The sequence below is a fragment of the Aquimarina sp. TRL1 genome (assembly GCF_013365535.1).
Lineage (GTDB): Bacteria > Bacteroidota > Bacteroidia > Flavobacteriales > Flavobacteriaceae > Aquimarina > Aquimarina hainanensis.
The window spans coordinates 1,368,733-1,394,389 of the sequence record NZ_CP053590.1 but is presented as its reverse complement, the minus strand read 5'-3'; the positions used below and the strand labels follow the sequence as shown (position 1 = coordinate 1,394,389).

At 34.5% G+C, this 25,657-nt stretch carries 18 protein-coding genes; 10 read left to right on the top strand and 8 right to left on the bottom strand.

From position 1 onward, the window contains the following. Positions 1–2 precede the first annotated feature (2 nt). From HN014_RS05465 to HN014_RS05450, 4 genes are all read right to left on the bottom strand, one after another. Positions 3–851 carry a putative zinc-binding metallopeptidase gene (locus HN014_RS05465; protein WP_176027877.1) on the bottom strand — a complete coding sequence of 283 codons (849 nt, stop codon included), beginning with the start codon at positions 849–851 and terminating at the stop codon, positions 3–5. Positions 852–878: 27 nt separating this feature from the next. After that, positions 879–2,369, bottom strand: coding sequence for a RagB/SusD family nutrient uptake outer membrane protein (locus HN014_RS05460; RefSeq protein WP_176027876.1), 1,491 nt, complete (start codon positions 2,367–2,369; stop codon positions 879–881). An 18-nt stretch (positions 2,370–2,387) separates the two neighbouring features. Beyond that, positions 2,388–5,984 (bottom strand): SusC/RagA family TonB-linked outer membrane protein, encoded by a 3,597-nt coding sequence (locus HN014_RS05455; RefSeq protein WP_176027875.1) that lies wholly within the window; start codon positions 5,982–5,984, stop codon positions 2,388–2,390. A gap of 178 nt (positions 5,985–6,162) precedes the next feature. Continuing rightward, entirely contained in the window at positions 6,163–7,239 is a 1,077-nt protein-coding gene (locus tag HN014_RS05450) for a FecR family protein (RefSeq protein ID WP_176027874.1), read from the bottom strand. 219 nt (positions 7,240–7,458) lie between these two features. On the opposite strand from HN014_RS05450, the gene HN014_RS05445 reads away from it, so the two are divergent. Beyond that, positions 7,459–8,082 (top strand): RNA polymerase sigma factor, encoded by a 624-nt coding sequence (locus HN014_RS05445; protein ID WP_176027873.1) that lies wholly within the window; start codon positions 7,459–7,461, stop codon positions 8,080–8,082. Here the strand turns inward: HN014_RS05445 and HN014_RS05440 are convergent. The 3 genes from HN014_RS05440 to HN014_RS05430 all read right to left on the bottom strand — a co-directional run bounded on the left by HN014_RS05440 (position 8,033) and on the right by HN014_RS05430 (position 13,736). Continuing rightward, the gene (locus tag HN014_RS05440; RefSeq protein WP_176027872.1) at positions 8,033–9,346 is read right to left on the bottom strand and encodes a DEAD/DEAH box helicase; all 1,314 of its coding nucleotides are present in this window, start codon (positions 9,344–9,346) and stop codon (positions 8,033–8,035) included. The genes HN014_RS05445 and HN014_RS05440 overlap by 50 nt on opposite strands. An 81-nt stretch (positions 9,347–9,427) precedes the next feature. Continuing rightward, positions 9,428–12,226 carry a CHAT domain-containing protein gene (locus tag HN014_RS05435; protein WP_176027871.1) on the bottom strand — a complete coding sequence of 933 codons (2,799 nt, stop codon included), beginning with the start codon at positions 12,224–12,226 and terminating at the stop codon, positions 9,428–9,430. 181 nt (positions 12,227–12,407) lie between these two features. Next, entirely contained in the window at positions 12,408–13,736 is a 1,329-nt protein-coding gene (locus HN014_RS05430) for a S8 family serine peptidase (protein ID WP_176027870.1), read from the bottom strand. A 205-nt stretch (positions 13,737–13,941) separates the two neighbouring features. Here HN014_RS05430 and HN014_RS05425 point away from each other — a divergent pair, with 205 nt between their 5' ends. Then, entirely contained in the window at positions 13,942–14,478 is a 537-nt protein-coding gene (locus tag HN014_RS05425) for an RNA polymerase sigma factor (protein WP_176027869.1), read from the top strand. Between the two features lie 24 nt (positions 14,479–14,502). Further along, entirely contained in the window at positions 14,503–15,321 is an 819-nt protein-coding gene (locus HN014_RS05420; RefSeq protein WP_176027868.1) for a tol-pal system YbgF family protein, read from the top strand. A 352-nt stretch (positions 15,322–15,673) separates the two neighbouring features. On the opposite strand, the gene HN014_RS05415 is transcribed toward HN014_RS05420, so the two are convergent. Next, positions 15,674–16,573 carry a DUF6607 family protein gene (locus HN014_RS05415; RefSeq protein WP_176027867.1) on the bottom strand — a complete coding sequence of 300 codons (900 nt, stop codon included), beginning with the start codon at positions 16,571–16,573 and terminating at the stop codon, positions 15,674–15,676. Between the two features lie 105 nt (positions 16,574–16,678). On the opposite strand from HN014_RS05415, the gene HN014_RS05410 reads away from it, so the two are divergent. The 7 genes from HN014_RS05410 (at position 16,679) to HN014_RS05380 (ending at position 25,464) form a co-directional block, all read left to right on the top strand. Next, positions 16,679–18,754 carry a TonB-dependent siderophore receptor gene (locus tag HN014_RS05410; RefSeq protein WP_254884107.1) on the top strand — a complete coding sequence of 692 codons (2,076 nt, stop codon included), beginning with the start codon at positions 16,679–16,681 and terminating at the stop codon, positions 18,752–18,754. 12 nt (positions 18,755–18,766) lie between these two features. Further along, entirely contained in the window at positions 18,767–19,405 is a 639-nt protein-coding gene (locus HN014_RS05405; protein WP_176027866.1) for an HmuY family protein, read from the top strand. A gap of 186 nt (positions 19,406–19,591) precedes the next feature. After that, on the top strand, positions 19,592–20,806 hold the full coding sequence (locus HN014_RS05400) for an ATP-binding protein (protein ID WP_176031041.1): 1,215 nt from the start codon (positions 19,592–19,594) through the stop codon (positions 20,804–20,806). A gap of 102 nt (positions 20,807–20,908) precedes the next feature. Beyond that, positions 20,909–21,760: a universal stress protein gene (locus HN014_RS05395; RefSeq protein ID WP_176027865.1), complete on the top strand. Its 852-nt coding sequence runs from the start codon at positions 20,909–20,911 to the stop codon at positions 21,758–21,760. Between the two features lie 13 nt (positions 21,761–21,773). Next, positions 21,774–22,628, top strand: coding sequence for a universal stress protein (locus tag HN014_RS05390; protein WP_176027864.1), 855 nt, complete (start codon positions 21,774–21,776; stop codon positions 22,626–22,628). 480 nt (positions 22,629–23,108) lie between these two features. Next, positions 23,109–23,540 carry a fibronectin type III domain-containing protein gene (locus tag HN014_RS05385; RefSeq protein WP_176027863.1) on the top strand — a complete coding sequence of 144 codons (432 nt, stop codon included), beginning with the start codon at positions 23,109–23,111 and terminating at the stop codon, positions 23,538–23,540. Positions 23,541–23,772: 232 nt separating this feature from the next. Beyond that, complete coding sequence (locus HN014_RS05380; RefSeq protein WP_176027862.1) at positions 23,773–25,464, top strand: T9SS type A sorting domain-containing protein; 1,692 nt, start codon at positions 23,773–23,775, stop codon at positions 25,462–25,464. Positions 25,465–25,657: the final 193 nt, after the last annotated feature.

Here is a 25,657-nt window from a genome sequence, read left to right as displayed (position 1 = left end):
ATTTAGTTAATAACTTCTAAGGTGTTTTGGTATACAACTTCTTGTAATTCATATAAGTCAATGCCAAATTCTGTGCTGAAATAACTCGCGACCATTTGTTCCTTTTGTCTGATGTGAGCTTTTGCTTCTTCACTGGAAATGCCCTCTACAATAGCATCAAATTCAGCTTTAGAGGTTGTAAGCATTGTTGCCACCATTTCTGCAAAATCCTCACTGTCACTACTAGAAGCGTAATCGGTGATATATCCCAATTCTCTCGCTTCTGCAACAGATCTGTTAAACCATTGTGCCGTATAGTTTTCTGGGTTAACTTCTCCATATGCAGGATCATAAGGTTTTGTTTGATTTAGAATATGAGCATATTCGTGTTGAATGGTTTGGAAATACCTTCTGGTCAATGTTAAATCTGTAAGGTCTAATTGATCTACATTAAAAAGAGTAATTTTAGTACCAGCTTCAGCTAACCCCAAAGTGATAGTCCCCGAAGGGTTATAATTAAACCCTCCGACTAATGTAAACTGTCTGGGAGAGATATTTTTAATAAAATCTTCTCCTCCTAATTGAGTATATGGCTTAACCCACACCGCCAATACTACTTCTAACAAGGGCTTTACATTCTCTTCCGTTGGAGGGTATAAGTAACGGTTTAGATTCACCTCATTCTCATTCCAGGCATATTGGATTTCTATATTATATGGTTTTACGAAATTTTCCCGTAACCAAATATCTAATTCTGATAATTGAGGAGGATTCGTATTAATTTGACTTTCTCTAACACTGTCTTCTCTAGTGCATGCCCCTATGATGAATAAGCATACTATTAGGGTAATTAAATGAATTATTTTTTTCATTGTAATAATCTCTTTTAATTAATATTTTTATCTAGGATTTGGTTGTAAACCAAATGCGATAGCGTCTGCGGGTATTTGCAGTTGCTTTCTGTTATCTTCTTTCGTAAGGACGAATTCATTGTCGAAGAAATCTCTATGAATAACCTCCATATTGTATCTTCTGATATCGAACCAACGTAATCCTTCGTTATGAAATTCTCTTCTTCGGAACTCAGCTATTCCATGAATTATAGGAAGTTGTGCTTCCGGGATGTCATAAAAAGGAGAGTACACTCCATTATCTGTAGCGTAGTATGATTTAATATCATCCAGAGACAATATATCAGTACCAGCGTCATATTGCCTTGTTTTAATAGATAAGAAAGTGTTCATATCCTGAAGGGCATTATCATCTTGTCCTAGCATAGCGTAAGCTTCTGCTCTATTTAATAATACTTCATCGGTAGAAAGCAATACATAGGTAGTAAATGCAAACCCAATATTAGCTGCAGCATTGGTAACTCTAAAGTACTCATCATATTTAGGAATGTTTAAAAATAAATCATTACCGAATACTCTATAAGCCCATCCTTTGTTATCAATAGGGTTGGTATTATTATCAAAAAGATCTGCTCTTAGGTCTGAAGATAATTGATATCTTGCAGAAGCAAAAAATCTACCGAATAAAGAACCTCCTGATACTAATAGTAGATTGGAAGGATCTTCTATAGCAGAATATCTTACAGTAGTCTCACTATATGTCAGATTTTGATAATCCCCTCCCCAGTCTCTTAAAACAGAAGCAGCATTATTTTCTAACACAATAGAACTGTGTTCTATTACTTTTTGCCAGTCTCCTTTATAGGTATAAAATCGCGAGGCAAATGCATTGGCAGCATTAATAGTAAAGTGAAATTTAGGAACGTTGTACCTATTTGTTACTAATGGAAGCCCTGCTGTTAGATCTGCTTCGATCATATCATATACTTCTTTTACCGAATTTCGTTTGTAATCTTTGATTACAATATCTTCCGGTTCTGTTACATATGGGATTCCAAGATCAGAGGCTGCAGTTGCAGGGTTGTATGTTTTCCCCCAAATATTAACCAACATGAAGTGCGCATAGGCTCGAGCCAACAGTGCTTCTCCCTTTAGATAGTTCAAATCACTTCCTCCTCCGAGTTCTTCTATTGCAGCTAAGGCATGATTAGCCTGAGCAATAGCTTTATAGGATTCATTCCAATAATTAGTAGGGAAATCACTATCAGGATCATCTACATCTCTCCAGAAATACATTTCTGTGTTTACACGTAGTTCTCTTGCGCTAGCCCCTTTGTCATCGGCATTGTCAGTTCTGGGTTCTATAAAAGTGGTATAAGAAGCTTCTGGGTATGCCTTGGTTAATAATTCTGCAATTTTTTCTGCATTGTCTATCTGTGTTCTATTATCTGGTACTTCATCTAAAAAAGAGTCACAAGAAAATAAAACTGTACTTATTGCTATTAATAGAGTACCTAGTATGTTTTTTATAAGTTTCATAGTCATCTTTTTTGTTTGTTAAAATCCTAGATTAAGTGAAAAAGTATATTGCTTAGCAACAGGGTATGAAACACCTCCTGTTCTGAAGAATTCCGGATCTTGTCCCTGTAACTTTTTATCAGAATAAATTAAAAAAGGATTTGTGGCCTGGAATGTTAACTTTAACGTAGATAGATGAATAAGATCCAGTGCTTCTTTTGAGAAAGCATAGGATAAGGAGATATTTTTCATACGAACGAAACCTCCGTCTGCGATTCTTTCAGAAGAAAAGTTATACGCATTATACGCTCTTCTGATTTCATTCACTCCTACTTCGTTGATAAGTCTTTGGGAAGGAATAACAGGAATAGTAGTTCTGTTTTCGTCTCCAGGAGCCAGCCATCTGTCTGTAAATTCCTTAGGGAATACAGATAGATCAGTATAATTTGAAGAATAATAAGGGTGTAATCGAATTTTATTACCCGCAGAGAAAGTAGCGAAGAAACTCAAGTTCCAGTTCTTATAGGAGAAATTATTAGAAATACCTCCGGTAAAGTTAGGCTCTATAGATCCTTCGTATTTTAGATAATCTTGTATATCTTCTATCTCTTGAAAATCAATACCTGTTACAGGATCTCTATCATCATTAAAGATAAAATTAGGTAACCCTCTGTCATCTAATTTATCAAACTGGAATGAGAACAGGGCTCCTCTAGGGAAACCAATAGCATTTCCACCTGTAGAAGAAACAAGGTCTAATACATTAGGTTTTTGCTGTAATTCTGTTATTTCCTGATCAAAATAAGATAGGTTGATTGTTGTGTTCCATTTAAAATTAGGTGTAACGATGTTTTCAGTGTTTAGCTGAAATTCAAGTCCCTTGGTATTCATAGTAGCGTTATTAGCTAACTTTAATCGCTCTCCTCCGATACCTGAAGTTCGTACTACGTCGATGAGGTCTTCTCCTTTTCTGGAGTATGCATCTGCAACAAAAGAGATACGGTTGTTGAAAAAACCTGCTTCTAATCCCAAGTTAAACTCAAATGTTTTTTCCCAGGTTAGCTCGGTGTTTTGAAGATCCTCTATGTTTATCGCATTTTCTCTGGTGCTAGGGTTGAATCGATCTGTTATTACATTTCTAAAAACAGGTAAGTTGTTACTTACATTATCTGCTAATAATCCTACAAGCCCGTAGCTTGGTCGGATTGCTAATTTAGAAATCCAGGATACATCCTGCATAAATGATTCCTGATCTATATTCCACTTCCCTCCAATATTATAGGTAGGTAACCAACGAGTACTGGCAGATTCTCCGGCTCTGTTAGATCCTTCGTAGTTTCCTGTAACATTGATAATGTATTTTTTATCAAATGCATAGGTAGCCGTAGTGAAAAAAGTAACTCCTCTTTCTCTACTTTGATTTAACCCAAAATAGTTTCCTCCATCTAAAATGAGTTTTGTAATAATATCAGGATCGGTAAAAGGAACTCCTCCTTTAGAAAATTGATATCCAAAACCTCTGTTAAAGCTTTGTTCTCTGTTTGCATATCGGAACTCTTGTCCAAGATATACTCGGAGATCGCTTCTATCACTTAACTCTTTATTGAAGTCCAGTGTATTTCTAAAATTATAAGTGACGATTTTGTTTTCTCTTCTTGTATAGATCCCCCCAGAAGGTAATACGACTTGTGGTCTGGCATTCGGATTTTCTGGATCATTAAACAGAAAAGTATTCTGATCTTCTACAATAGTTGTCTCATTCGCTCTGTAGGCTCCTGCTACATTGGAGTTTTCTCGTACTTTATGCTCATTTGTAGAGGTAGCGTATCGTGCAGTACCCAGGAAGTTATATTTTAATTCATCCGTTAGCTTTGCTTCAAATTCTCCCTGGAATTTAAGGTCTAAAACAGTTAATTCTGTTGTGTTGTTCTCCAGTTCGTTTAAAATATTAAAAGGAGCCCAGTTGTATCTTGTATATTCCAGGTTCCCATTGTTATCTCTGGGGCGGATAGCTCTACTGGTATTTAAGGCATAACTAAAAGGGTTGATATCAAAGTCCCTGTTGAATCCTCCATTTACTACATCGGTTTGTCTGTCAAATGCACCAGGCGCATTTTGGTCCCTGAAAGATCCTTGTAAAAGAACCGTTGCTTTATAATTGTCATTTAGGAAATATGTATTTCTGATATTTCCTGTTAATCTTCGTACTCTGTCAGCTATCGTCCATCCCGGATCTGCATAATAACCTATAGAAGCGTATTGTGCAGAATTTTCACCTCCTCCGGAGAAACTCAAAGAATGACTTTGGGTTGGTGTCTCACGGAAAAGCGTTTTAAACCAGTTAGTGTTGGATAATTCAAATTGCTGTAAAAAACGAGCTTTTGCCTCAGGAGTATTTTCTAAAAGGAATGAGTTTGTTGCAGGGTCAAAGGTATTTATTCTATTGTACATAATGTTATAGATTCCTCCGAATCTTCCCTGTAAGCTTTGGGGTAAGCTTAAAAACCCTTTAGATTCTAACTCTCTGTAGATAGAGACTGTTTCCTGAGAATTCAATAAATCGTATTGTGAATACTTCGGGATGGGTCTGATAGCATATTCAGCAGAGTAGCTGATATTTGTTTTCTGATTTCTTTTTCCGGATTTAGTAGTAATAACAACGACACCATTTAGGGCTCTTGCTCCATAGAGTGCTGTTGCAGAGGCATCTTTAAGAATTTCAATACTTGCTATATCTGATGCATTTAGCCCAGCTACAGCAGAACTTAAAAGGGTATTGGTATCTCCAGAAACTAAATCATTTAACGATAAGTTGATGATTTCTTCCTGTATGGCTCCATCTACAATCCAGATCGGTTTCGTATCTCCTAGAATAGAAGAAGAACCACGAATTGTAATCTTGGGAGTTGCTCCAAAGGTACCTGTTACGTTTTGTACACTTACTCCGGCAGCACGCCCTTCTAAAGATCGAGCAACATCAGGAACACCTTCTAGCTTTATATCTTCTGTTTTTAAAGATTGAGACGCTCCGGTAAAAAATACCTTTTTAATATTTTGGTAACCGGTTATAACGACCTCGTCCAGATCCTCAACATCATCTTCCATAGTGACATTGATTGTTAGACTATCTCCCACAATGACCTTCTTTGTTTTTACTCCCAGAAAGCTAAAAACTAGTGTCTGACCTTTGGAAACCGGAATTTCATAATTCCCGTCAAAATCACTGGTTGTTCCTTTATTTGTTCCCTCTATAACAATGGTTACTCCGGGAAGAGGAATCCCCTTGGTATCGGTTATTTTTCCTCTGGCAACTGTTTGTCTTTTAGCTTTTCTAGCTTCTTTAGTGACAATAATTTGTCGTTCTATAATTTTGAAAGCTAGATTTTTGTCTGTTAAAACCCGAGATAGGATTGAAGAAATAGATTCTTTTTTAGCATTGATAGAAATTCTTTTTTTATAGTCTGTTATATTGTCATTATAAAAGAAAATAAAGTTGCTTTTTTTCTCTATTTCTTTAAAAAAATCTTCTATACTGAGGTTCTTAGCCTCTAGGTTTATTTTATCCTGGCCATATGTGCTTTTTGCATAAATACTGCTTAATCCAAAGCATAAGCATAAAACATATATCTTAATCATACTCAATAAGAGTTTGTTAAGCTCTTTTTTTGATATAAAAAGAACTGGCTTACTTTTTTTATTCATATTTTTGTAGTCCGTAATTAAATGTTGTTCGACGCGATATTTAATTTATTCATTCAGAAGATGTTGGCGCATCTTCTGAATTTTTTTTGAAAATAAAATAGGGTATTATTGCTTACTTCATTGGCGGGCTGTTTTTATAATTAATGATTATTTTTTGGTCTTGCTTTATATATGTGAATTTGGTTGTTTCTTTTAGAACGTCTAATACCTCTTCTATAGAATCTTTAAGATCTAAAGAACCAGAAAAAGTAAGTTTTTCAATTTCAGGATGATCGCTTTCGATGTCAATGTTGTAATATCTGGATACCTTTTTGATAATATCAGATAAGTTCTTTTTGTGAAAAATAAAGACACCATCTCTCCAGGACATACATGCCAGAATATCTTCTTTCCCTCGGGTAATTTTTCGAGAGACTCTGTCATAAGAGATCTGATTGCCAGGTATAATTTTTAGAGAAGAACGCTTTCCGAAAAAATCAGCAGTACCATAATTAATTTTTACACTTCCGCTTTTCAAGGAAGTTTTCGTAAATGAGTCTTCGGGGTAGCTACTGACATTAAATACAGTACCGAGAACTTCTACATCATAGTCATGTGTCAATACATGAAATGGTCGTTCTTTATCATGTGCTACATCAAAAATAGCTTCTCCTGTCAGGTGTACTTCTCGTTTATCCTTTTTAAAAGTACTGGCATATGTCAATTTACTTCCAGAATTTAACCAAACTTTAGATCCATCCGAAAGTGTTAAAAAAGATCTTTTTCCATAAGGAACCACAATCGTATTAAATGTCTCTGTATGCGTATCGGTAGTTTCTGAAACTGCTACTTTTTTATTGTTAACCTGAATAGATTTTCCTGTTTTGGAATATGTAATACTAGGGTTTTCTTCATGTAGAGAAATTACTTCTTTATTATTTTGGATTACTTTGATGGTTCCATCTGTTAATGAAGCATTATTAATATTTGTTATCTCGACATATTGATATAAAGTATCAGATGACTTTTTATAATTATAGATAAAAGTTGCACCAATAAGAATAATAACAGAAGCGGCAGAAGAAAAGTAAAAGAAACGTTTTCTATTACGTTTTTCTTTTTGCTGTACTTTTCGAATAGAAGTGTTTATTCGATGTTGTAATTCCTTCTTTTCTTCTTTACTTATGATATATGTATGCTTTTTATTCACTAAGTTATTTTTATGAATTAATTATGTTAAAAAAAGATTAAAATAGAGGCTTTATATTAATAAAGCATTAAAAAATGAATTCATAGACAGCTGTTTTAATTTTTTTTTAAGAAAAATATATTTTTAATATGTTATTAGTATGTTTTTTTGTCTTTTTTGATTAAGTTTCTATCTTTAGGCAAAGATTATTAGAGAGTTCTTAGAAAAAGTGGGAGATTTATGGGAAATAAAATAGAACATGGAGTACGATTATGGAGAGAAATAAAGAAGGGTAATACCGTAGCTTTGAATGAGTTATATTGCCTGTATGTTGATTCTTTATTCTCTTATGGGATGAGGTATGTAAATAATCAAAATATTGTTAAAGATTCAATTCACGATCTTTTTTTGGATATTTATAAGTATAGGAAATCTTTATCTGAGGTTTCTAATGCCGAATATTATCTTTACAGATCCTTAAGAAGAAAAATAAGTAGACAAAGCAAAAGAGAAATTAAAGAAATTTCTTCTGAGAATATAGTGTTTACTTTTACAGAAGAACGATCAATTGAAGATGTTCTTATCAATGAAGAAACAGTGGAGGAACATACCTCCAGATTATCTGATGCATTATGTAGGCTCCCTGAAAAGCAAAGAGAAGCAATTCAATATCGGTATCACAACGAAAAAACATACGAAGAGATCGCTGAAATTATGGGAACCTCTATCGAAACTGTAAGGACTCAGGTATACAGAGCGATAAAAAAATTACGTGTCGAATTAAAAGATATGGAATATAGCGAAGGAGTATATCTTATATTTTTGTTATTCGGACTTTCTTCTTTTTTAGTCTTGTATTATTGATTTTTTTTAGGAATTCCAGATTTTTTTCAGGACGTACGGCTACAAAAGCACAATCTTGCTTTAGTTCGATACCTCCCACCTGATCTTTAGACAGCCCTCCTTGTTTCATCAATAGCCCGGCGATGTCTCCTTTAGAGATTTTGTCTTTTCTTCCTCCTGAGATAAACAATGTTATCCAGTTGGATGGAAGTAGTGGCTGTGCATTGTTCTGTATAGTAATAACCTTATGATTGTGAATGAATTCAGGTAAATTGCTATCTGTCGTATCTATAATATAAGCTATTCCTTTATTGTGCATTCTCGCAGTTCTTCCATTGCGATGGATGAATTCTTGACTTTTTAAAGGAAGTTGGTAATGTATGATAAACTGTAATTCTGAAATATCAATTCCTCTTGCTGCTAAATCCGTAGCAACAAGAATTTGATGGGTTCCATTTCTAAATTTAATTAAGGCTCTTTCCCGGTCTTTTTGTTCCATACCTCCATAAAAACATCCGTGTTGTATATGATTCTGTGTTAGGAAAGTGCTTACCTCCTGAATTGTATTCTTAAAATTACAAAAAACAATACCAGGCTTATTGCCGATATGAAAAATGAGGTCACGTAGGGTGTCTAGTTTTTTGTCAGAGGAAGTCGTTACCGATTGAATTGATAATTGCGTTTTTTTTTGATCCAGATAATTAATATATATCGGATCAGAAACTCCTACGAATGATGGAATTTGGGCTTCATGAGTAGCAGAGGTGAGCACTCGTTTTTTTAGTGCAGGGAGCAAGGAAATAATTTCTTTCATTTCTGATTCGAACCCAACTTCCAGTGCTTTGTCAAATTCATCAAGGACCAGTGTTTGTATATGCGCAGAAGTAAATGATTGCCTTCTTAGGTGGTCTGCAATTCTTCCTGGAGTTCCAATCAATATCGCAGGGAGATGTTGCAGTTCCACTTTATCTTTAGCGATAGGACGTCCTCCATAAATAGCGTTGACTTTATATCCGGTTCCCATTTCCCGGCAAACTTGCTCTATCTGGATAGCTAATTCTCTGGAAGGGACTAAAATCAAAGCTTGAATTTGGTCATTGTCAGGAGTTAGTCCCTCAATAACAGGAAGCAAAAAAGCAATAGTTTTCCCTGTTCCTGTTGGAGAAAGTAAAATAGTAGATGCTGTGGAAGAGATAGCCAGCTTAGCTTCTTCCTGCATTGGGTTTAGCTGAGTAATTCCCAGTTTTTTTAAAACAGAGGATTGATCTTTCAAAAAATTTGACATGCCGCAAAGGTACTGTTAATTGCAGAAGAGAAGAAGTGTTTATTATAAAAGTAAAGGAGAGTTCTTCCAGATCAGATATTTTTATATAGAATTACTATTGTTACCTGCGTATTCCTGTTTTGAGTTCTTTTTTTTGAATAAAACATATCCTCCTATCAGGAGTAACAATAAAAGTATGCTTCCTCCGATAACTAAAAAATAAGAATAAGAAGGTGTGTGAAAAACATTTTTTTTCCTTCCGTTGAGAATAAGAGGAGCCCAGAAATATGGAGATAATTCACTAGCTTGATGTGTTTGGAGATATTGAAGTTTAGCCTTACGCAAGGCAGATGACTTGTCTTCTCCTTTTTTGAGAAACTGATAAAAACTGAGAATAATTTCATTGCTGGATTTCTCATTAGTGCTCCATAAAGAAGAAATAACACTATTAGCTCCAGCGTGAAAAAAGCCTCTCGATAAACTCAAAATACCTTCTCCTTGTTTCATTTCGCCAAGTGCTGTTTTACAAGCATCGAGGATAACAAGTTCAGCATTGCTTTGGATAAAATATAGTTCACTCAACGACAAAGAAGCATCATGAAAAGCAATCCAGGGCTCTTTATTACTAACTGCATTAGCATGGGTAGAGAGATGAACAATACTATAAGGAGCAGCTTCCTTTATAAAATTGTTTTTTGAAGCTTTTTCTTTGGTAAATAGAGTGGTGGGGAACAAGCGACCGATTTCGTTTAATTTTTGTTCACTTCTACTTAAAGTGGTAAGCTTTTTATTTGAGAAACGAACCGGGGCAAAAGCAATAGCAGTAGGATTTACCATGCTATCTTTTTGGGCGAGTTTGTGAAGTAAAGAAAACGAATATTGATAATGAATGTCTACATCATAGATTAAAAATGGTAACTGATTTGATTCTTTTCCTAAGTAGGTGATTAATGATTCGAAAGGAAAAAGGTGCAATCGATGGTCTGGTATAACAACGATCTTCTTTTCTTGTGCTATGGTTGCTCTGATTTCTACAGGAAATAATGCCTGGTATATAGCAAATGATAACTTCTTAAACGCTACACGTTCTTTTGTAGAAAAAATAGGTTTAGTAAAAAAAGGCTGAATATCCCGAAGGTTTTTATTTAGAGAAATGGCTTCTGGGATTTTAAAGAAATGTGTTTGATTTTTAGTAATAAACAGACCGTATCCAGAATCTTCTGAGAGCATGTATTGAATACTGTTTCCTGTGCCGTTTTGTATTTGTGTTCTATATGCTTGTAGGGAAATTATCGATTGTTTTTTTTGGAGCGCATAATATGCTGGGTACTGTTTTTTTAGAAAATCAATAAAGACCTCAAGTTTTTTTCTTTGTTGTCGAATATGCTGTAGTTTTTCTGATTTAGTTTTTGTAGTATCGGTATAAAAACTTTGTTCAGCTGCCAGGATATTGTGTTTTAATGTTTGCTCCTTTTCAATAATCTTTCTGGGTAGATTCGTTCTTTTTCTGGCTTCTTCTTTGGTAAGATTTTCTAGGAGAGACAAGGATTTGCTTTTTTCCATAAAGTAAAAAGCTTCTGCGGGTTTTTGAAGTAAGTAACAAACAGAGGTAGCCAGCATATACAAATCTACTCCTTTAGACCGCCAAAAATATTTAGATTGTTTTTCGGTGCTTTGAGATCGAATTGTATCAATAAGCATATCTGCGGTCTTAATGGTTTCCAGAGCGTATAATAATTGTTGCTTCTTCTTAGAAACCTGATAATAGGAAAGCCAGGCATAGGCTTTGTCCTTGAGGTCATTTACTAATTTCACCTTTTGAGGCGCCCGCAATAAAACTTCAGAAGAAGGGAGTTTTTTATAGTTGGGAAGAGAAAACAGGTTTGCTTCATAGGAGATTGCTTTTTGGTAACTTTGTAAGGCATCAACGTATCTTCTTCTGGATAAATAGAAATCTCCCAGATTATCATGGATCATAGAATTAAGGGTATCTTTTTCTAATGCTTTTTGATAGTAAGTATAGGCAGTATCTGACTCTTTGATCTTAAAATATGCATACCCGATATTGTTGTATAGTGTAGTGAGGTGGTTTGTCGTCATCTGATCGTGATCTAATGAAAGTGCTTTCTGATACCATTCGATTGCTTTTTTGTAATCTGAAAGCTCATCATAACAATGACCATATCGGTTGTAGATCGTAAGTTGTACACCTATAGAAGGCGTTCTATTGAGTTCTTTTATCGCTTTCTCGGCTTTTTGTAAAAAAAGAATAGCTTTTTTACTATATGTTTCCGATTCCATTTCTGAATAAACAAAAGAAAAACTCAGGTATATCTTGTATAATTGAGGCTGTAATTGAGGATTGTTAGCAACTAGAAGAGCTGCTTCTTCGAGGTAATGAAGGGCTTGATGATAGTCTCCCCAATCTACTAGAATAGAAACAATCTGCACATAGGCTTTGATAGTAAACCGATCTTTTTGCTCGTTATTAATCAATTGCTGATAGTGTCTAAATGCCAGTGCGTGCTTGTCATTTTTTAATAATATATATGCTAGATTGTTTAGGCTATTATTAAGTTTTGAAGGAAGGGAGTCTTTAAAAGAAGAACGTATTTTCACAGCTCTCCGAGTGTTTCTTACAGCATTTTCATAATCGCTATTTCTAAAATTGAAGATTCCGATTTGATGGTATAATTGTGCTGTAAACAGGGAGTCATCAGCTGTCTTTTTAGGAAAAGATAAAGCATGTAGCTCTTTTGCTTTTTCAGGATACGATTTCGTTGTCGAAGTAGTAATCCGTTCATAGCTATTGAGAATTTCTTGTTGTAGAGGAGTGTTCTCTTGTGTGTATGATACATTATAAAAAAAACAAATCAGAAAAAAAGCAAATAATGAACGCATAATAAGGGTTTCATTAATCAATTGTAAATGCAATACTTAAATGTAGGCATCTTTTTTAACTAAAAAAAGAAACACCCTTCCACACTGTTTTTTTAAACCCGCATGTTCGGGATGGGCTGATTAGCCAGTTACTTAAAAAAAACGGTCTAGAAGAGTGTTCTTTTATAATACGCTTAGTAGTTTATTCTACTATCACATTGTATTTTGTAAATGTAGGGAAAGAAACAGGAGTTCCGTTGGTATATATTCTGTTTGTTATTTCCAAAGGGGTTTCGTTAAAATCAATTTTGTGTTTTGCTGCTTTAACGGCTACAAAGGGAGCTGCAAAAGAAGTTCCATATGCATAAGAAATATCTCCCAGATTATCTTCTATAGGGACTGCAGTACCTAGTGAAAGAAAATCCACGCTGTTTCTTCCGTAGTTAGAAAACGAGACTTTCCCATCCTTTCCTTCATTAAAACTTCCTACAGCAATGATATTATCAAAGGGGTAAGCAGAAGGGTAGTGGGGATAGAAATCAGTATTTTTATTACTGTTTCCGGCAGAGGTGATATGAGTGATGTGTGTGTTTTCTGACATAAGTTTAGGGAGTAAAACAAATGGAGTGTTATACCAGCCAAAACTCATATTGATGATACTTACCGATTCTTTTTTTGAGGCATAAATATAGCCGCAGATCAGGTCAAAATAGGAACCTTTTCCTTGATCATTCATTACTTTGACAGGGAGAATCTGATAATTGTTGATCTGTTCATTTTCCATATTAGTAATGATAACATTAGCAACTTTTGTTCCATGACCGTGATCATCGAAGGTATCAAAATCATGATTGACAAAATCCCAACCAGAAATCTCTGTTTGTCCGTTATATGAGCAGGGGGTTCTTGGTCTTTGTGAGGATTGCACAAAAGGGGATTGATTTCTTCTTACTCGAATATCTGTATGTAGCGTTGTCGTATTTCTTCCCGGATTGTATAGAAATGGAGTAGAGACAGGAAGTTTTTGTAAGTGAATTCCTGTGTCCAGAATAGCAATTGTTATTCCTGCATTATTTGCTTTGGTTCGAGATCGAATAAGGTCCGGAGATTGCGAATAAGGAATCCAGCCTGTAGTAACAGCTTCCATAAGATAAGAAAATTCATTATCGACACTTTCTATTCCAACGTCATCTTGCGTTATTTGACCTTTCCTACCTTCTATATCGATGCCTTCTTTGAATTCCCATTTTTCTATTTGTTGATTAGAACAATTACATGTTTGATAGGTTTTTACTTCATATCGTTGTCGGATGGCTTGTTTTTGAACGGTAGAAACCCCTTGTTTAAACTGAACAATGAGCTCATTTGAAGATTCAATAGGAAGATTTTGGAGTGGTGCATTTTTTGAAGATTGATTTTCAGGTGTTTTTGGAATTGATTTGACTATTGGTTCCTGTAATGGATCCCGACTACAACCGGAATACAAAAACAATAGAATCAAGATACTTACAAGAGGGGTTAAACGTGTCATTGTTGTTTAGTTTATATGGAGTTACTGTTTTATATAATAGTGTATGAACTATTAGTTCATTACCCGATTTTTTTTATCTTGTTTGTGTAATAACAAAGTTAAAATCGGTTAAGTGAAAGCTCGATAGGGGATGGTAAATATAGTGTATTTATTTTCAAGTATTTAGAGAGGTGTTGGGCAGCGTAAATAAATTTATAAGAAATTAATGCAATCAGGAAATCGTTTTATAGAAGCATTATTGAAGGGGGATAGTGTGGTGATCTCAGAAATATATGAGAGATTCTTTCCTAAGGTTTTACAATTTATTCTTCAAAATAAAGGATGCCATGCCAGAGCGAAAGATGTTTTTCAGGAATCTTTAATCAGTATCATACTTGCAGTAAGGGAGCGAGGGTTAGAAATAGATAATTTTGAAGCCTATTTGTTTACCGTAAGTAAAAATATGTGGCGAAGAGAACTAGAAAAGCAAAAAAAATGGGTAATAAAAGATAAAGAGGTTGCACTAGTAGATAAAGATACGGATATGGCAATGTTTGCAGTAGAGCAAAAACGTTTTGAACTGTATCAGGAACAATATGATCAGCTGTCAGAAAATTGCAAAGAGTTACTTTCGTTGTTTTTTAATGGAGTTTCTTATCAGGAAATTATCAAAGAGTTTTCATATGCGACAATTAATACAGCGAGACAACGAATCTTTAAGTGTAGAAGTAAATTAATGAAACTAATAAAATCCAAGATGTGATTTTCTATAATTCGAAGAAAGAATATGGAATACGATGAAACTGTATATAGAAAGATTGATGCTTACATCCGAGGGGAGCTAAGTGAGGATGATAAAAATGCATTCGAAGAAGAAATGGCAGCGGATATTAGGCTAAAAAAAGAAGTCATGATGCAGCTGTCTGTCAAAGATGTTGCTACGGATAATGGATGGAACCTCATAGAAAAAAAAGAATATAAAGAAGAGATTGATGCTGTTGTGAGCTATAGAAGAAGCGAAGTGTATGAAAGAGATATTCAAGCTGTAAAACAAGGAGGGAAAAGATATTTTGAGAAGGAGGAAAACCAGGGGAGACAAAAGAAAAAAAAGTATCTGTATGCTCTTTTAGGAGCCGTAGGAGTAATTATTTTCTTTTTTGTTACGCTATTCACTGGAGAACCTCAAACATCAGAATTATATGCTATGTATAATGAGTGGGATAATTTACCCTCGTTTGTTACACAAGGAACTCAAAAAAACATATTGATAATCGGGGAGCAGGCCTTTACAGAAAAAGAATATGAACGAGTTATAGCAATATTTACGGATGTAGTAGAGACCAATAAAACAGATCAGTTACCTTATGTGTTAGCGTATTTAGGAGCTTCTTATCTGGAGCTGGAAGCATATGAAAAAGCAATAACTGTTTTTGACCAGTTGTTAGAGACAGAAACTGTAGAAAGTAGTAAGGCTTATTGGTATAAAGCAATGGTGTACTTGCGAAAAGGAGATGTGGAGAATGTAAAGAAGCAGTTGCATTTGATTCTTAATGACCCAGAAAACTACAACTTTGACAAAGCAACGCAGCTATTAGAAGAATTATAAGAAAAAACAAGAACAAAGTTTACCGGTTTGATAAAAGTAATGCCCATTACCTGGGGTACGGGCATTAACTAGGTTTATTAGTGATAAGGTTGTAATGACTTTATTATCTTAACTTATGTATTGCAGAAGGAGTATTATTTGTAAAATCTAATCATAACCGTTTTCCTCCTAAAAAAAACAACCGTATCAACGTTTAATAAGTGCCAAATATATCTAAATCGCTTGTTGAGATGTATAGGTGTTTACACCTGATTTATAAAATTAACAACCCGAATAATTAATTAAAACTATTCGGGTTGTAACGTTATAAAAAAGTATGGCGTTTACTTATTATATAAATCGGTTTTGATCATTATTGTTGAACGACAAAAGAATCAATAATGTCACTTATTTCTTTATCTTTAGCTGTGGCTTCCAAATCGAATAAGTATTTGTAAAGCCTCTTGTTTTTTACTTTGGCAGATAGTGTTAAGTCTTTGTTTTTGCTAAAAACTGAACTCCACTTATTCCTTACTTTTTTCCAAACTTCTGTGTTTTCTTTCCACCATTTCTGGGCAGCTACACATTTGCTGTCATCAACTTTTGTATAAGTGTTAAGTCCAAACTCTTTTGCCAAAACAATATCTTCTTTGTTTGATGCTCTGATCACTTTATCATTATTCTGTAAATGATTCCATCCGGTTTTGGTGATTTCATGTCTATTTCCTCTAATAGTCACATTATAATCACTTCGTTTGGTATACTCTCTTCTTGGAAGAGGGGCACTAGTTCTGTTTTCCCAAAAGCTTTTGCCATCTACATGAACCCAGGTAGCAGACCCTTCATATCTAGGACTATCATCTACCTGAAATACTCTCTGAGTCCACTGACCTTTTACAGCCTCCGGAGATAATTTATTGAATTTCCAGTTGTTATTTGCATTAAATAAATATTGATCTGTATTTTGAAATAACCAATCTTGTCTCCAGTGTTTAATCACCATCGTATCATTGATCACTAACAAATGTTGCATGGCAATTTTATCATCAGCGTCTTCAACCAATTGTACCCATTCAATTGCTTTGGCATGTTTTTTCTTAGATGGCTTATAAGTCGAATCCTTGGAATAGGAAAATGTTTCGGCAAAATTAAAACCAACTTCATAACAACCGCACATGTCTTTAATGGCTTTTTGGTCTTGTTGTTTTTTTGTTTGTGCATTGATCAATGCTAGTGCACAGAAATAGATACTGATGAATGCTACTCTTTTCATCGGGGGTTTTTTTAAATGTTATTTCGGTACAAAAATATTAAATTTATTTAGATTTATTTAAAATAGAGAATATATTTGTAGCCGAATTTATGTCTTTATAACCCCGTGAGATCATTTTTGTTTAGTATATCGTTGATTATTAGTTGTTTTTCTTTTTCTCAGGAAGTTCAAAAAAAAACAGACTCTACCCATATTCAGGAACAAAAACTGGAGGAGGTTATGATTACAGCTACGCGTACCTATCGACAGGTTTCTTCCCTTCCTTTACCTGCTCAGATTGTAACCAAGAAAGAAATAGAAGCAATTAACTCAGTACGCTTAAGTGATATTCTTAACGAACAAACAGGGTTAATTACTATTCCTGATTTTGGAGGAGGAGAGGGAGTACAAATGCAAGGTTTTGATTCTCAGTATATCTTGATCTTAATAGATGGAGTACCTCTTGTAGGGCGTTCGGCAGGAACGCTGGATATGAATAGAATAACATTAGGTAATGTTAAACAAATAGAGGTCGTCAAAGGAGCTTCTTCTAGCTTGTACGGATCAGAAGCATTGGGAGGAGTAATCAATATCATTACAGAAAAGAAGTTTGATGGATTACATGGAAGTGTGAATTATCGTTTTAGTGATTATAATGTTCACGATGGAAATCTCGCATTGACATATGGAGCAGATAAGATATCTGTCAAAGGTTTTTTTAATCGTTATAGCAGTGATGGATATGATCTGAACCCTTTAGATATAACAAATACAGTAGACCCTTTCTCCAATTATACTATCAGTTCTCAATTGCGTTATGAGTGGTCAGAAAAGACAGCCATTCTGGTTTCGGGAAGATACTATGATCAGAAACAAGAGGTAGTCTCTTCTGCTGGAAATGAAGGAGAAGGGAACTTAGAAGAATGGAATGCACGTGTAAAAATCAGCCATTCTTTTTCTGAAAAAACAAAAGGATATCTGGATATATATAGTACACAATATAAAGCCGAAGAGTTTCTACAGGGTACTAACGGAGAAAAACTGGATGAGAGTTTTTTTGATCAACGATTACAGCTTCCCGAAGCTAGAATGACGTATACAGTGAATAAAAACCATTCATTTATAGGAGGGGTAGGATGGAAGAATGAACGACTTGAGCGAACCAGTTTTTCCGATAATCCTGAGTTTAATTCCCAGTATGTATACGTACAGTATGATGGGCATTTTTTTGGAAAATTGAATGTAATTCCCGGATTTAGGTTTGATAACCATAGTGAATATGCTTCTCATTTTAGTCCCAAAATAGCTTTGCGATATAATATCTCTGATAGAGTAGCAGTAAAGACCAGTGTAGGGGTAGGTTTTAAAGCACCGGATTTCAGACAATTGTATTTTGATTTTACAAATTCTTCTGTCGGGTATACTGTATTGGGCTATAATGCTGCTCCCACAAGAATTAGAGAGTTACAAGCTCTGGGTTTAATCAACAGAATTGTAATCCCGCTTACTGAATTTGACGGAAAACTAAAATCAGAAAGCTCAGTGAATTATAATCTTGGACTTGTTTATAAACCTATAGAAGGGCTATCAGTTGATATCAATGCATTTCGTAATGATCTGAAAGATATGATAGAAACTCAGGTAATAGCGAATAAAACAAATGGTCAGAACGTATTTAGTTATCAGAATATTAGCAAGGTATATACCTATGGGATAGAAACAAATGTAAAATATAAAATATCTCCTTCTATTCTATTTACTGCAGGATACCAATTATTGTATGCCAAGGATAAAGAAGCACAGGAGGCTTTTGAAAATGGTCAGGTTTTTGCCAGAGACCCGGAAACGTTGAGTGCTTTTCAGTTATCAGAGAAAGATTATTTCGGTCTGTTGAACAGGTCTCGTCATATGATTAATGGAAAAATCTTTTATACCCACCCCAGATGGAAATTAAATACCAATATCAGAGCGACCTATAGAAGTAAATATGGACTTTTTGATTCGAATAATAATACCTACCTGGATGATTATGATGTGTTTGTCGAGGACTATGTGATTTTGGATTGGGCGATTAATAAGACAATTTATGAATCGTATACAATGAGTTTTGGGGTGGATAATATATTCGATTATACAGATGCAGCGAATATTTCGAATCTTCCTGGAAGAATGGTTTATGGGAAAGTAATGTTTAAATTTTAATTTTTATTATATATGAGAACGACAGTTTTATTAGGAATGTTATTGCTTTTTGTAGGCGTAACTTCATGTAGTAGTGACGATGATGCTGCACCATTAATGGAAGTAGAATCAAGTAAGGCGTCTAATATTCATGCTCCTCAGCAAGGAGGACAAGGAAAGCCGGTTTCCGGACCGTTTACCAAATTTGATTTTAAAACAGGTAAGATAACTTCAAGTGACCAGGAATGGGATATTGCTTTTAGAGGAACAACTATTATCGTTAATGGAGGAGCTCCTTCAGGGACAACTGATGAGCCTGCTAGATCAGGAGAAGCGGCTGCCTATATAGCATCAGGAACCTCTTTAGCAGGTGTAACCTCTGTTGATACATCAAAACTGACTCAGGATGGAGCTGATGGTTTAGCTATTTCAACGGGATCCGGGGAAGGATGGTATACATACGATTCTACTACTCATATTGTCTCTCCAGTAGTAGGAAAAGTATTAGTAGTAAAAACCCGTGATGGGAGATATGCTAAGCTAGAAATCCTAAGTTATTATAAAGATGCACCAGCTCCGGCAGATTTAACTCAGGAAATTATATTGGGTAGTAGCAGATATTATACATTTAACTATGTGTATCAACCAAATGACGGAGTAACGACTTTTTAATATTTGATAATAAATATCATTGTAATTAAAACAATCAGTTAGGGACATCTTAGCTGATTGTTTTTTTTGATAAAGAGTCAAGCCTTTCTTAGAGAGATGTCTGTGAAATAATTTACATTTTTATTTGTGGGTTCATTAATAAATGAATCTCAGCAACGAATTAAAATTGTTATTTTTGACCTCAATATGATAATTGAAGAAAACAGCGAGATTTTTAAGATTCTTTCAGATGCGATTTCTGAAGGAATCATCGTAGTGAATGAAGAACGAATTATTGTAGCAACAAATACTTGTTCGGATGACATGTTTGGATATGAATCCAGGGAATTAGTAGGAAAACATCTGAATATACTGATTCCCGAGAGGTACCATATAGAACATAAGCAGCATGTGAGTAACTTCATGATGAATAGCGGGAAACGACAAATGGGAAGAGGAAGAGATCTTTTCGGTTGTAGAAAAGACGGAAAACAATTTCCGGTAGAAGTAGGATTGACCCCTTTCCATATTGGAGAAAAGCACTATGTAATGGCGTTGATTATTGATATTTCTATAAGAAAAGAGCAAGAACGATTGATCTTAGAGCTGAATGATAAGCTGGAACAACGGATTAATGAACGCACAGAAGAGCTTGGGAAAACAGTGTCAGAACTACGTGATGAAGTTAAGAAACGAAAGGAAGCAGAAAATAAGATAAAAGAATCCTTACGCAAGGAAAGAGAGCTTAATGAGTTGAAAACCAAGTTTCTTTCGCTGGTTTCTCATGAGTTTAAAACTCCACTAAGTGGCATTTTGACCTCAGCGACTTTGGCAGGAAAGTATGTCAAAACAGAACAACAAGAGAAAAGAGAAAAGCACCTCAATACCATAAAAAGTAAAATTAGGTACCTCGATGGAATTCTCAATGATTTCTTGTCTATAGAACGTATAGATAGCGGAAAAGTAAATTATAAGTTCACCTCATTTCCTTTGAGTAAAGTAGTCAATGAAGTACTGTATGGTGCTAATATGCTATTAAAATCAGGACAGAAGATCACTTATCCAGAGAATATTGAAGAATATATAGTTGAATTTGATGAGAAGATATTAGAATTGGTTTTATCTAATCTGATTCACAATGCAGTAAAATATTCCCCAGAAGATACAACAATTGATCTGGTTGTTCGAAAAGAAGGAAAGATGCTGGAGTTTATTGTTAGAGATGAAGGGATAGGAATTCCTGAGAAGGAACAAAAGTTTATTTTTAATAGATATTTTAGAGCAGAAAATGCATTACTTAATCAAGGAACAGGTATCGGTCTGAATATTGTAAAAAGCCACCTGGAAAGCCTCGGAGGTTCCATATCTTATATCAGCGAAGAAAATAAGGGGAGTACTTTTATTGTACAAATCCCTCAATAATTAATACCATAGGAAGAGACACAGTACCTGATAATTATCATGGTTTTATAGAAATTGGTTCAGTAGTTTTGAAGTACCATAATCATAACAAAACCGATCATTATGAGGAAAATTCTAATCCCTACAGACTTCTCTGAAAATGCAATGAATGCCTTTCGGTATGGAGCAGAACTTTATAAGTATGAACGCTGTGAATTCTTTATATTACATGCGTATGCAGATGAAGTTTATGCGGAAGAAATGATTCCTGATAGAAAAACTTTTGAAGCGTTAAAAAACGCAATTCACAAGAAAACAATTCAGCAATTAACAGAGGTTGAGACGACACTTAGGGGAATCTCTCCCAATCCAAAACATGAGTACCATAAAATAGCTGTTTTTGATGAATTGGTAGATGCTGCAAATGTATTGGCAGATCAAGAAAATATCGATCTGATTCTTATGGGAACCAAAGGACAAACTTCCCATAAATATGCTATTTTTGGGAGTAATACCCTGCACTTGATGAAATATGTAAAATGTCCTGTTTTAGCAATTCCTCAATCTTATGGCTCATATACACAACCTAAAAAAATCCTTTTTCCTACGAATTTTAAAATTCCATATAAGAAGAGAGAGTTGAGACTGTTATCTACGATTTCCAAGAGTTATAGATCGATGATTCACATGTTGTTTATTTCGGATTCTGATGAATTATCCTTCCGGCAAGAAGACAATAAGCTGTTTCTGGAAGATTGTTTTAAAGAAAATCACCTTACTTTTCACAGAGAAGCCTCCGAGAGCCTATCACAAGCAATCAATACATTTATAAGAGATAAGGCTATCGATATGCTGGTTATGGTTAATTCCAGACATTCATTTTTGGAATATATATTTTTTCAGTCGACGATTGATAAGATAGGATTACAGATTACGATACCATTTCTGGTAATGCAAAACTTACCAAGAAAATAAAAGACGATACACCATGAAAAAAATTCTATTACCAACAGATTTCTCAGAAAATGCATTTAATGCCATACGATACGCACTTCGTTTATATGAAAATGAAACCTGTACCTTCTATTTGTTGAACACATATACCCCTATATCCTATCATGATCAGTATTTATTAGAAAATCAACAGATGTATCAGTTAGAAGATATTTCAAGGGAAAACTCAGAAAAAGGACTGGAAATCATCATAGAAAAAATAAAAGAAGAATTTCAAAACCCGAGACATCATTTCATTCATAGGTCAGCCTTTAATACGCTTATTGATGAGGCATTGCAGGTCATTGATAATGAGGGTATAGATCTTATTGTGATGGGGACAAAGGGGGCTACTGGAGCAAAAGAAATTTTTATGGGCACCCATACGATGTATATGATAAAAAAAGCAAAGTGTCCCGTTATAGCAGTACCAGAAGAATATGCTTATATTACTCCAAAAGAAATCCTTTTTCCTACAGATTATAATCTGAATACAGATAATACAGCGCTTTCTTTTATCAAAGAAATAAGTACAAACCATCAGACCAAACTAACAATGTTATATGCTTATTACGGATTGTCGTTAAGTGATTATCAGGAAGAAACCAAAGTATTTTTGGATGAATATTTTAAAGAAAATACACATACATTTCATATTACAGATGGAATGGACGTAATAGAAGCAATTGAAGATTATCAGAAAAAAAATCCTATTCATCTATTGGCTATGATACATAATAAGCATTCTTTCTTTGATAATTTACTTTTTAAGCCTGTTGTAAATCAAATAGTGTATCATACAAATGTGCCTTTTTTAGTCATTCCGTCTATGGAACGAATGAGCAAATAGGAGCAAACTTCTTTGTAAAAAGTCTTTTTTGAAGAAAAAAAGTGCCGTTATTTTTTCGAATACAAAAGGAAAGTCTCTTTTTTTTGTCAATAATGAACAATTTTTCTTTTTGATCTTGATATATTCATTAAAAAAAAGTCTTTTTATTATTTAAATGATAAAAATTGAGTTGTTTTTGATTTTTTTATTGAGTTTTTGTCAGTATTTTTTGTTTTTATTAACATTTTATGTGTTTTTGATTTCTTGTGTTTTTTGTTAAAAAAATGAATGATTTTAACTAAACTCTTTTGTTTTAGTTCCATTATGTGCAATCCGATCAATTGTTTAATGCGAATCTCTTATTTTTTCATTTTGTAAGTCTCTATTTTTCTTTTAGTTAGGTAGCTTTTTTACATGCTTTTTGTATTGTTTTTTTAAATACTTTTGCCTCGAATTTTTAACCAAAATAATTATTTAAAGCACTATTTAAATTTTAAAAAAATGATTAAAAAAGCCCTTTTTCTAACCTTGTTTTCGATCGCACTAATAAGTTGCGAATCAGAATCTTTTGATACGACTACTACTTCAGGGACAGAAGTAACAATAGATGATCAAGTGAGCACCATATGTGTGGAGCCAAAAGGTCTTTCTACAGAAGATGTAACGAATGAAACTGTAAATGTCATATGGGAGCAAGACGCTATCTATAAAGAGCAGTCTTGGGAAGTAAGATACCAAAAACTAGATGACAACATTGCAAAAAATGATGAGCCAATCGTAGGTGAGGAAGGAAATATCCTTAACGTAGGAAGTAACAATGTAGAAATAAAAAAATTAGAATCAAGAACCACTTATAATGTATATGTACGCTCTAGATGTAACTTAGATACATATAGTGAGTGGGCAGGACCGATACAAATCACAACATTGTAATTCTTGTAGCATAAAAAGAATTCAGTGATATTGATTTTTTGATTAATAGAACCCGTTATAAGAAAGCGTTCAAGATATTTGAACGCTTTTTTTGTTAAATAAATACTAAATTAGACTAATTCGCATTAAAATGTAATATGTTGTTTTTGAGATGATTGTTTTATTGTTGTACTTTTAGTTTTGTAATTAACTAAACAAAATTTAACAATTAACACAAACTCATCTTTTAAACATGAAAAAATCACTTTTTTTATTGACCATAATTTTATGGTCATGTGCGAATGTATTTGCACAGGAAGAACTACCTCATCATTATTCCAAGTATAACCTGGAGATAAAAACAAATGCAAATAAGAGCGGAACACAAGAAGCTTCGGAAGTAGTAACCGAAAAAGGAGCTACTTGGTTACGATTGTACTTTGAGGAGGTAGAATTAGGTGCTAATGGGAAACTTACCATTACATCATTATTAGATGGAGCAACGCAAACACTAACAGCAAACACACTTAAAGAATGGAAAAACTCTACAGCTTATTTTAATGGAGATAAGGTAAGAGTAACATTGACTTCTGGAGCAAAATCGGGAGCAATTCGTCTAAAAGTGAATGAACTGGAAGTAGGAGAAAAGTCGTCCACAAAAACACAATGTGGATCTTCTGATGATAGGAGAGCTTCCTCAGATAGAGCAATTGGTAGAATTATGCCAATAGGATGTACAGGTTGGATTATTAGAAATGGAAAACTGGTAACAGCTGGACATTGTGCTACTAGTAGAGCACAATTAATAGAGTTTCAGGTTCCAAAATCTAACTCAGGAGGAAGTGTTGTACACCCAGGACCAGAAGACCAATATCCTATTGGAAACTTTGTAACTGAATATACAGGAGCTTCTACTGATTGGGCAGTTTTTACAGCAAGTGCCAATAGCCAAACAGGAAAAACGCCAATTCAGGCGCAAGGAAAATCATACAATGTAGTACAGAGTAATCCGGGAAGTACAATTCGAATTACGGGATACGGAGTCGATACAGGTAGAGATAATCAGACGCAGCAAACGCATTCAGGACCATTATCCTCTTCTACCAATACTTTTGTGAGATATAGAACAGATACTGAAGGAGGAAATTCAGGAAGCCCTATTATTGATGAAGCTTCAGGAAATGCAGTAGGAGTACATGGATATGGTGGATGTAGCAGAAGTGGAGGAAGTAATTACGGAGTGAGAGCTACTGTTTCAAATTTTTGGAGAGCCATGGGACTTAGTGGTGGCGGAGGATGCTCTGATGGAGATCAGGTCAATGTCACTTTTAGAAACAGTACCAATTGTAGCTTGAGTTTTTACAGAAATGGAAGTTCTCAGTTTACGATTAGTGCAGGACAATCCAGACAAGTATCGACTACTGTAGGAACAAACTGGCAGGCAAGAAACTCAGGGCAGAATGTAGATTCTTTTACAATTAACTGTAATTCCACAACGTATACTGCTTCAGGAAACTGTGGTGGTAGTGGAGATATTTGCGCAGGAGTAGCTCCATGGAGATCTGGGGTTTCGTATTCTGCTGGAGATCGAGTAACGTACAGAGGGTACTTATATGAAAAACGATCAGGTAGAGGATGGAATAGAATCGGTAGATGTGGTAGCAGAGCGTTAACAGAATCTGTAACAGAAGGGGTTGTAGAAACAGAAGCTTTCGAAAACCAGAAGTTTACAGTAGCTCCTAACCCGGTTGCAGGAGGAGAGATAGAAATATTCTTACCACCAACAGTAGATGCATCTTATGAAATTATTGACCTTTTAGGAAAGACTATTCAGAAAGGATCTGCAGAAAACACAATTAATGTATCAGGTCTGAAAAGAGGTGTTTATATGATAAAGATCTCATCTGAAGGTAAAAACCAAATACAACGAATTATTAAAAAATAACAAAGAAGTTTAGTTAATTATAAAATTAGAGCAGGGCTGTTTTTATGGCCCTGCTCTTTTTAATAACCCGATATTGTTTTATTTGATATCTAGAATATTCAGTTCCTAGACACACATGATTTCAATGTGAGTACATGATATGTCATAAGGAAGTGAATCCTTGTGTAGCGACATGTTTTAAATTCTAGTAAAA

Bases quoted from the DNA above. Each gene is read 5' to 3' on its own strand.
- HN014_RS05465 (WP_176027877.1), bottom strand. From the start codon at position 851: ATGAAAAAAATAATTCATTTAATTACCCTAATAGTATGCTTATTCATC.
- HN014_RS05460 (WP_176027876.1), bottom strand. From the start codon at position 2,369: ATGAAACTTATAAAAAACATACTAGGTACTCTATTAATAGCAATAAGT.
- HN014_RS05455 (WP_176027875.1), bottom strand. From the start codon at position 5,984: ATGATTAAGATATATGTTTTATGCTTATGCTTTGGATTAAGCAGTATT.
- HN014_RS05445 (WP_176027873.1), top strand. From the start codon at position 7,459: ATGGGAAATAAAATAGAACATGGAGTACGATTATGGAGAGAAATAAAG.
- HN014_RS05440 (WP_176027872.1), bottom strand. From the start codon at position 9,346: ATGTCAAATTTTTTGAAAGATCAATCCTCTGTTTTAAAAAAACTGGGA.
- HN014_RS05435 (WP_176027871.1), bottom strand. From the start codon at position 12,226: ATGCGTTCATTATTTGCTTTTTTTCTGATTTGTTTTTTTTATAATGTA.
- HN014_RS05430 (WP_176027870.1), bottom strand. From the start codon at position 13,736: ATGACACGTTTAACCCCTCTTGTAAGTATCTTGATTCTATTGTTTTTG.
- HN014_RS05425 (WP_176027869.1), top strand. From the start codon at position 13,942: ATGCAATCAGGAAATCGTTTTATAGAAGCATTATTGAAGGGGGATAGT.
- HN014_RS05420 (WP_176027868.1), top strand. From the start codon at position 14,503: ATGGAATACGATGAAACTGTATATAGAAAGATTGATGCTTACATCCGA.
- HN014_RS05415 (WP_176027867.1), bottom strand. From the start codon at position 16,573: ATGAAAAGAGTAGCATTCATCAGTATCTATTTCTGTGCACTAGCATTG.
- HN014_RS05405 (WP_176027866.1), top strand. From the start codon at position 18,767: ATGAGAACGACAGTTTTATTAGGAATGTTATTGCTTTTTGTAGGCGTA.
- HN014_RS05400 (WP_176031041.1), top strand. From the start codon at position 19,592: ATGATAATTGAAGAAAACAGCGAGATTTTTAAGATTCTTTCAGATGCG.
- HN014_RS05395 (WP_176027865.1), top strand. From the start codon at position 20,909: ATGAGGAAAATTCTAATCCCTACAGACTTCTCTGAAAATGCAATGAAT.
- HN014_RS05390 (WP_176027864.1), top strand. From the start codon at position 21,774: ATGAAAAAAATTCTATTACCAACAGATTTCTCAGAAAATGCATTTAAT.
- HN014_RS05385 (WP_176027863.1), top strand. From the start codon at position 23,109: ATGATTAAAAAAGCCCTTTTTCTAACCTTGTTTTCGATCGCACTAATA.
- HN014_RS05380 (WP_176027862.1), top strand. From the start codon at position 23,773: ATGAAAAAATCACTTTTTTTATTGACCATAATTTTATGGTCATGTGCG.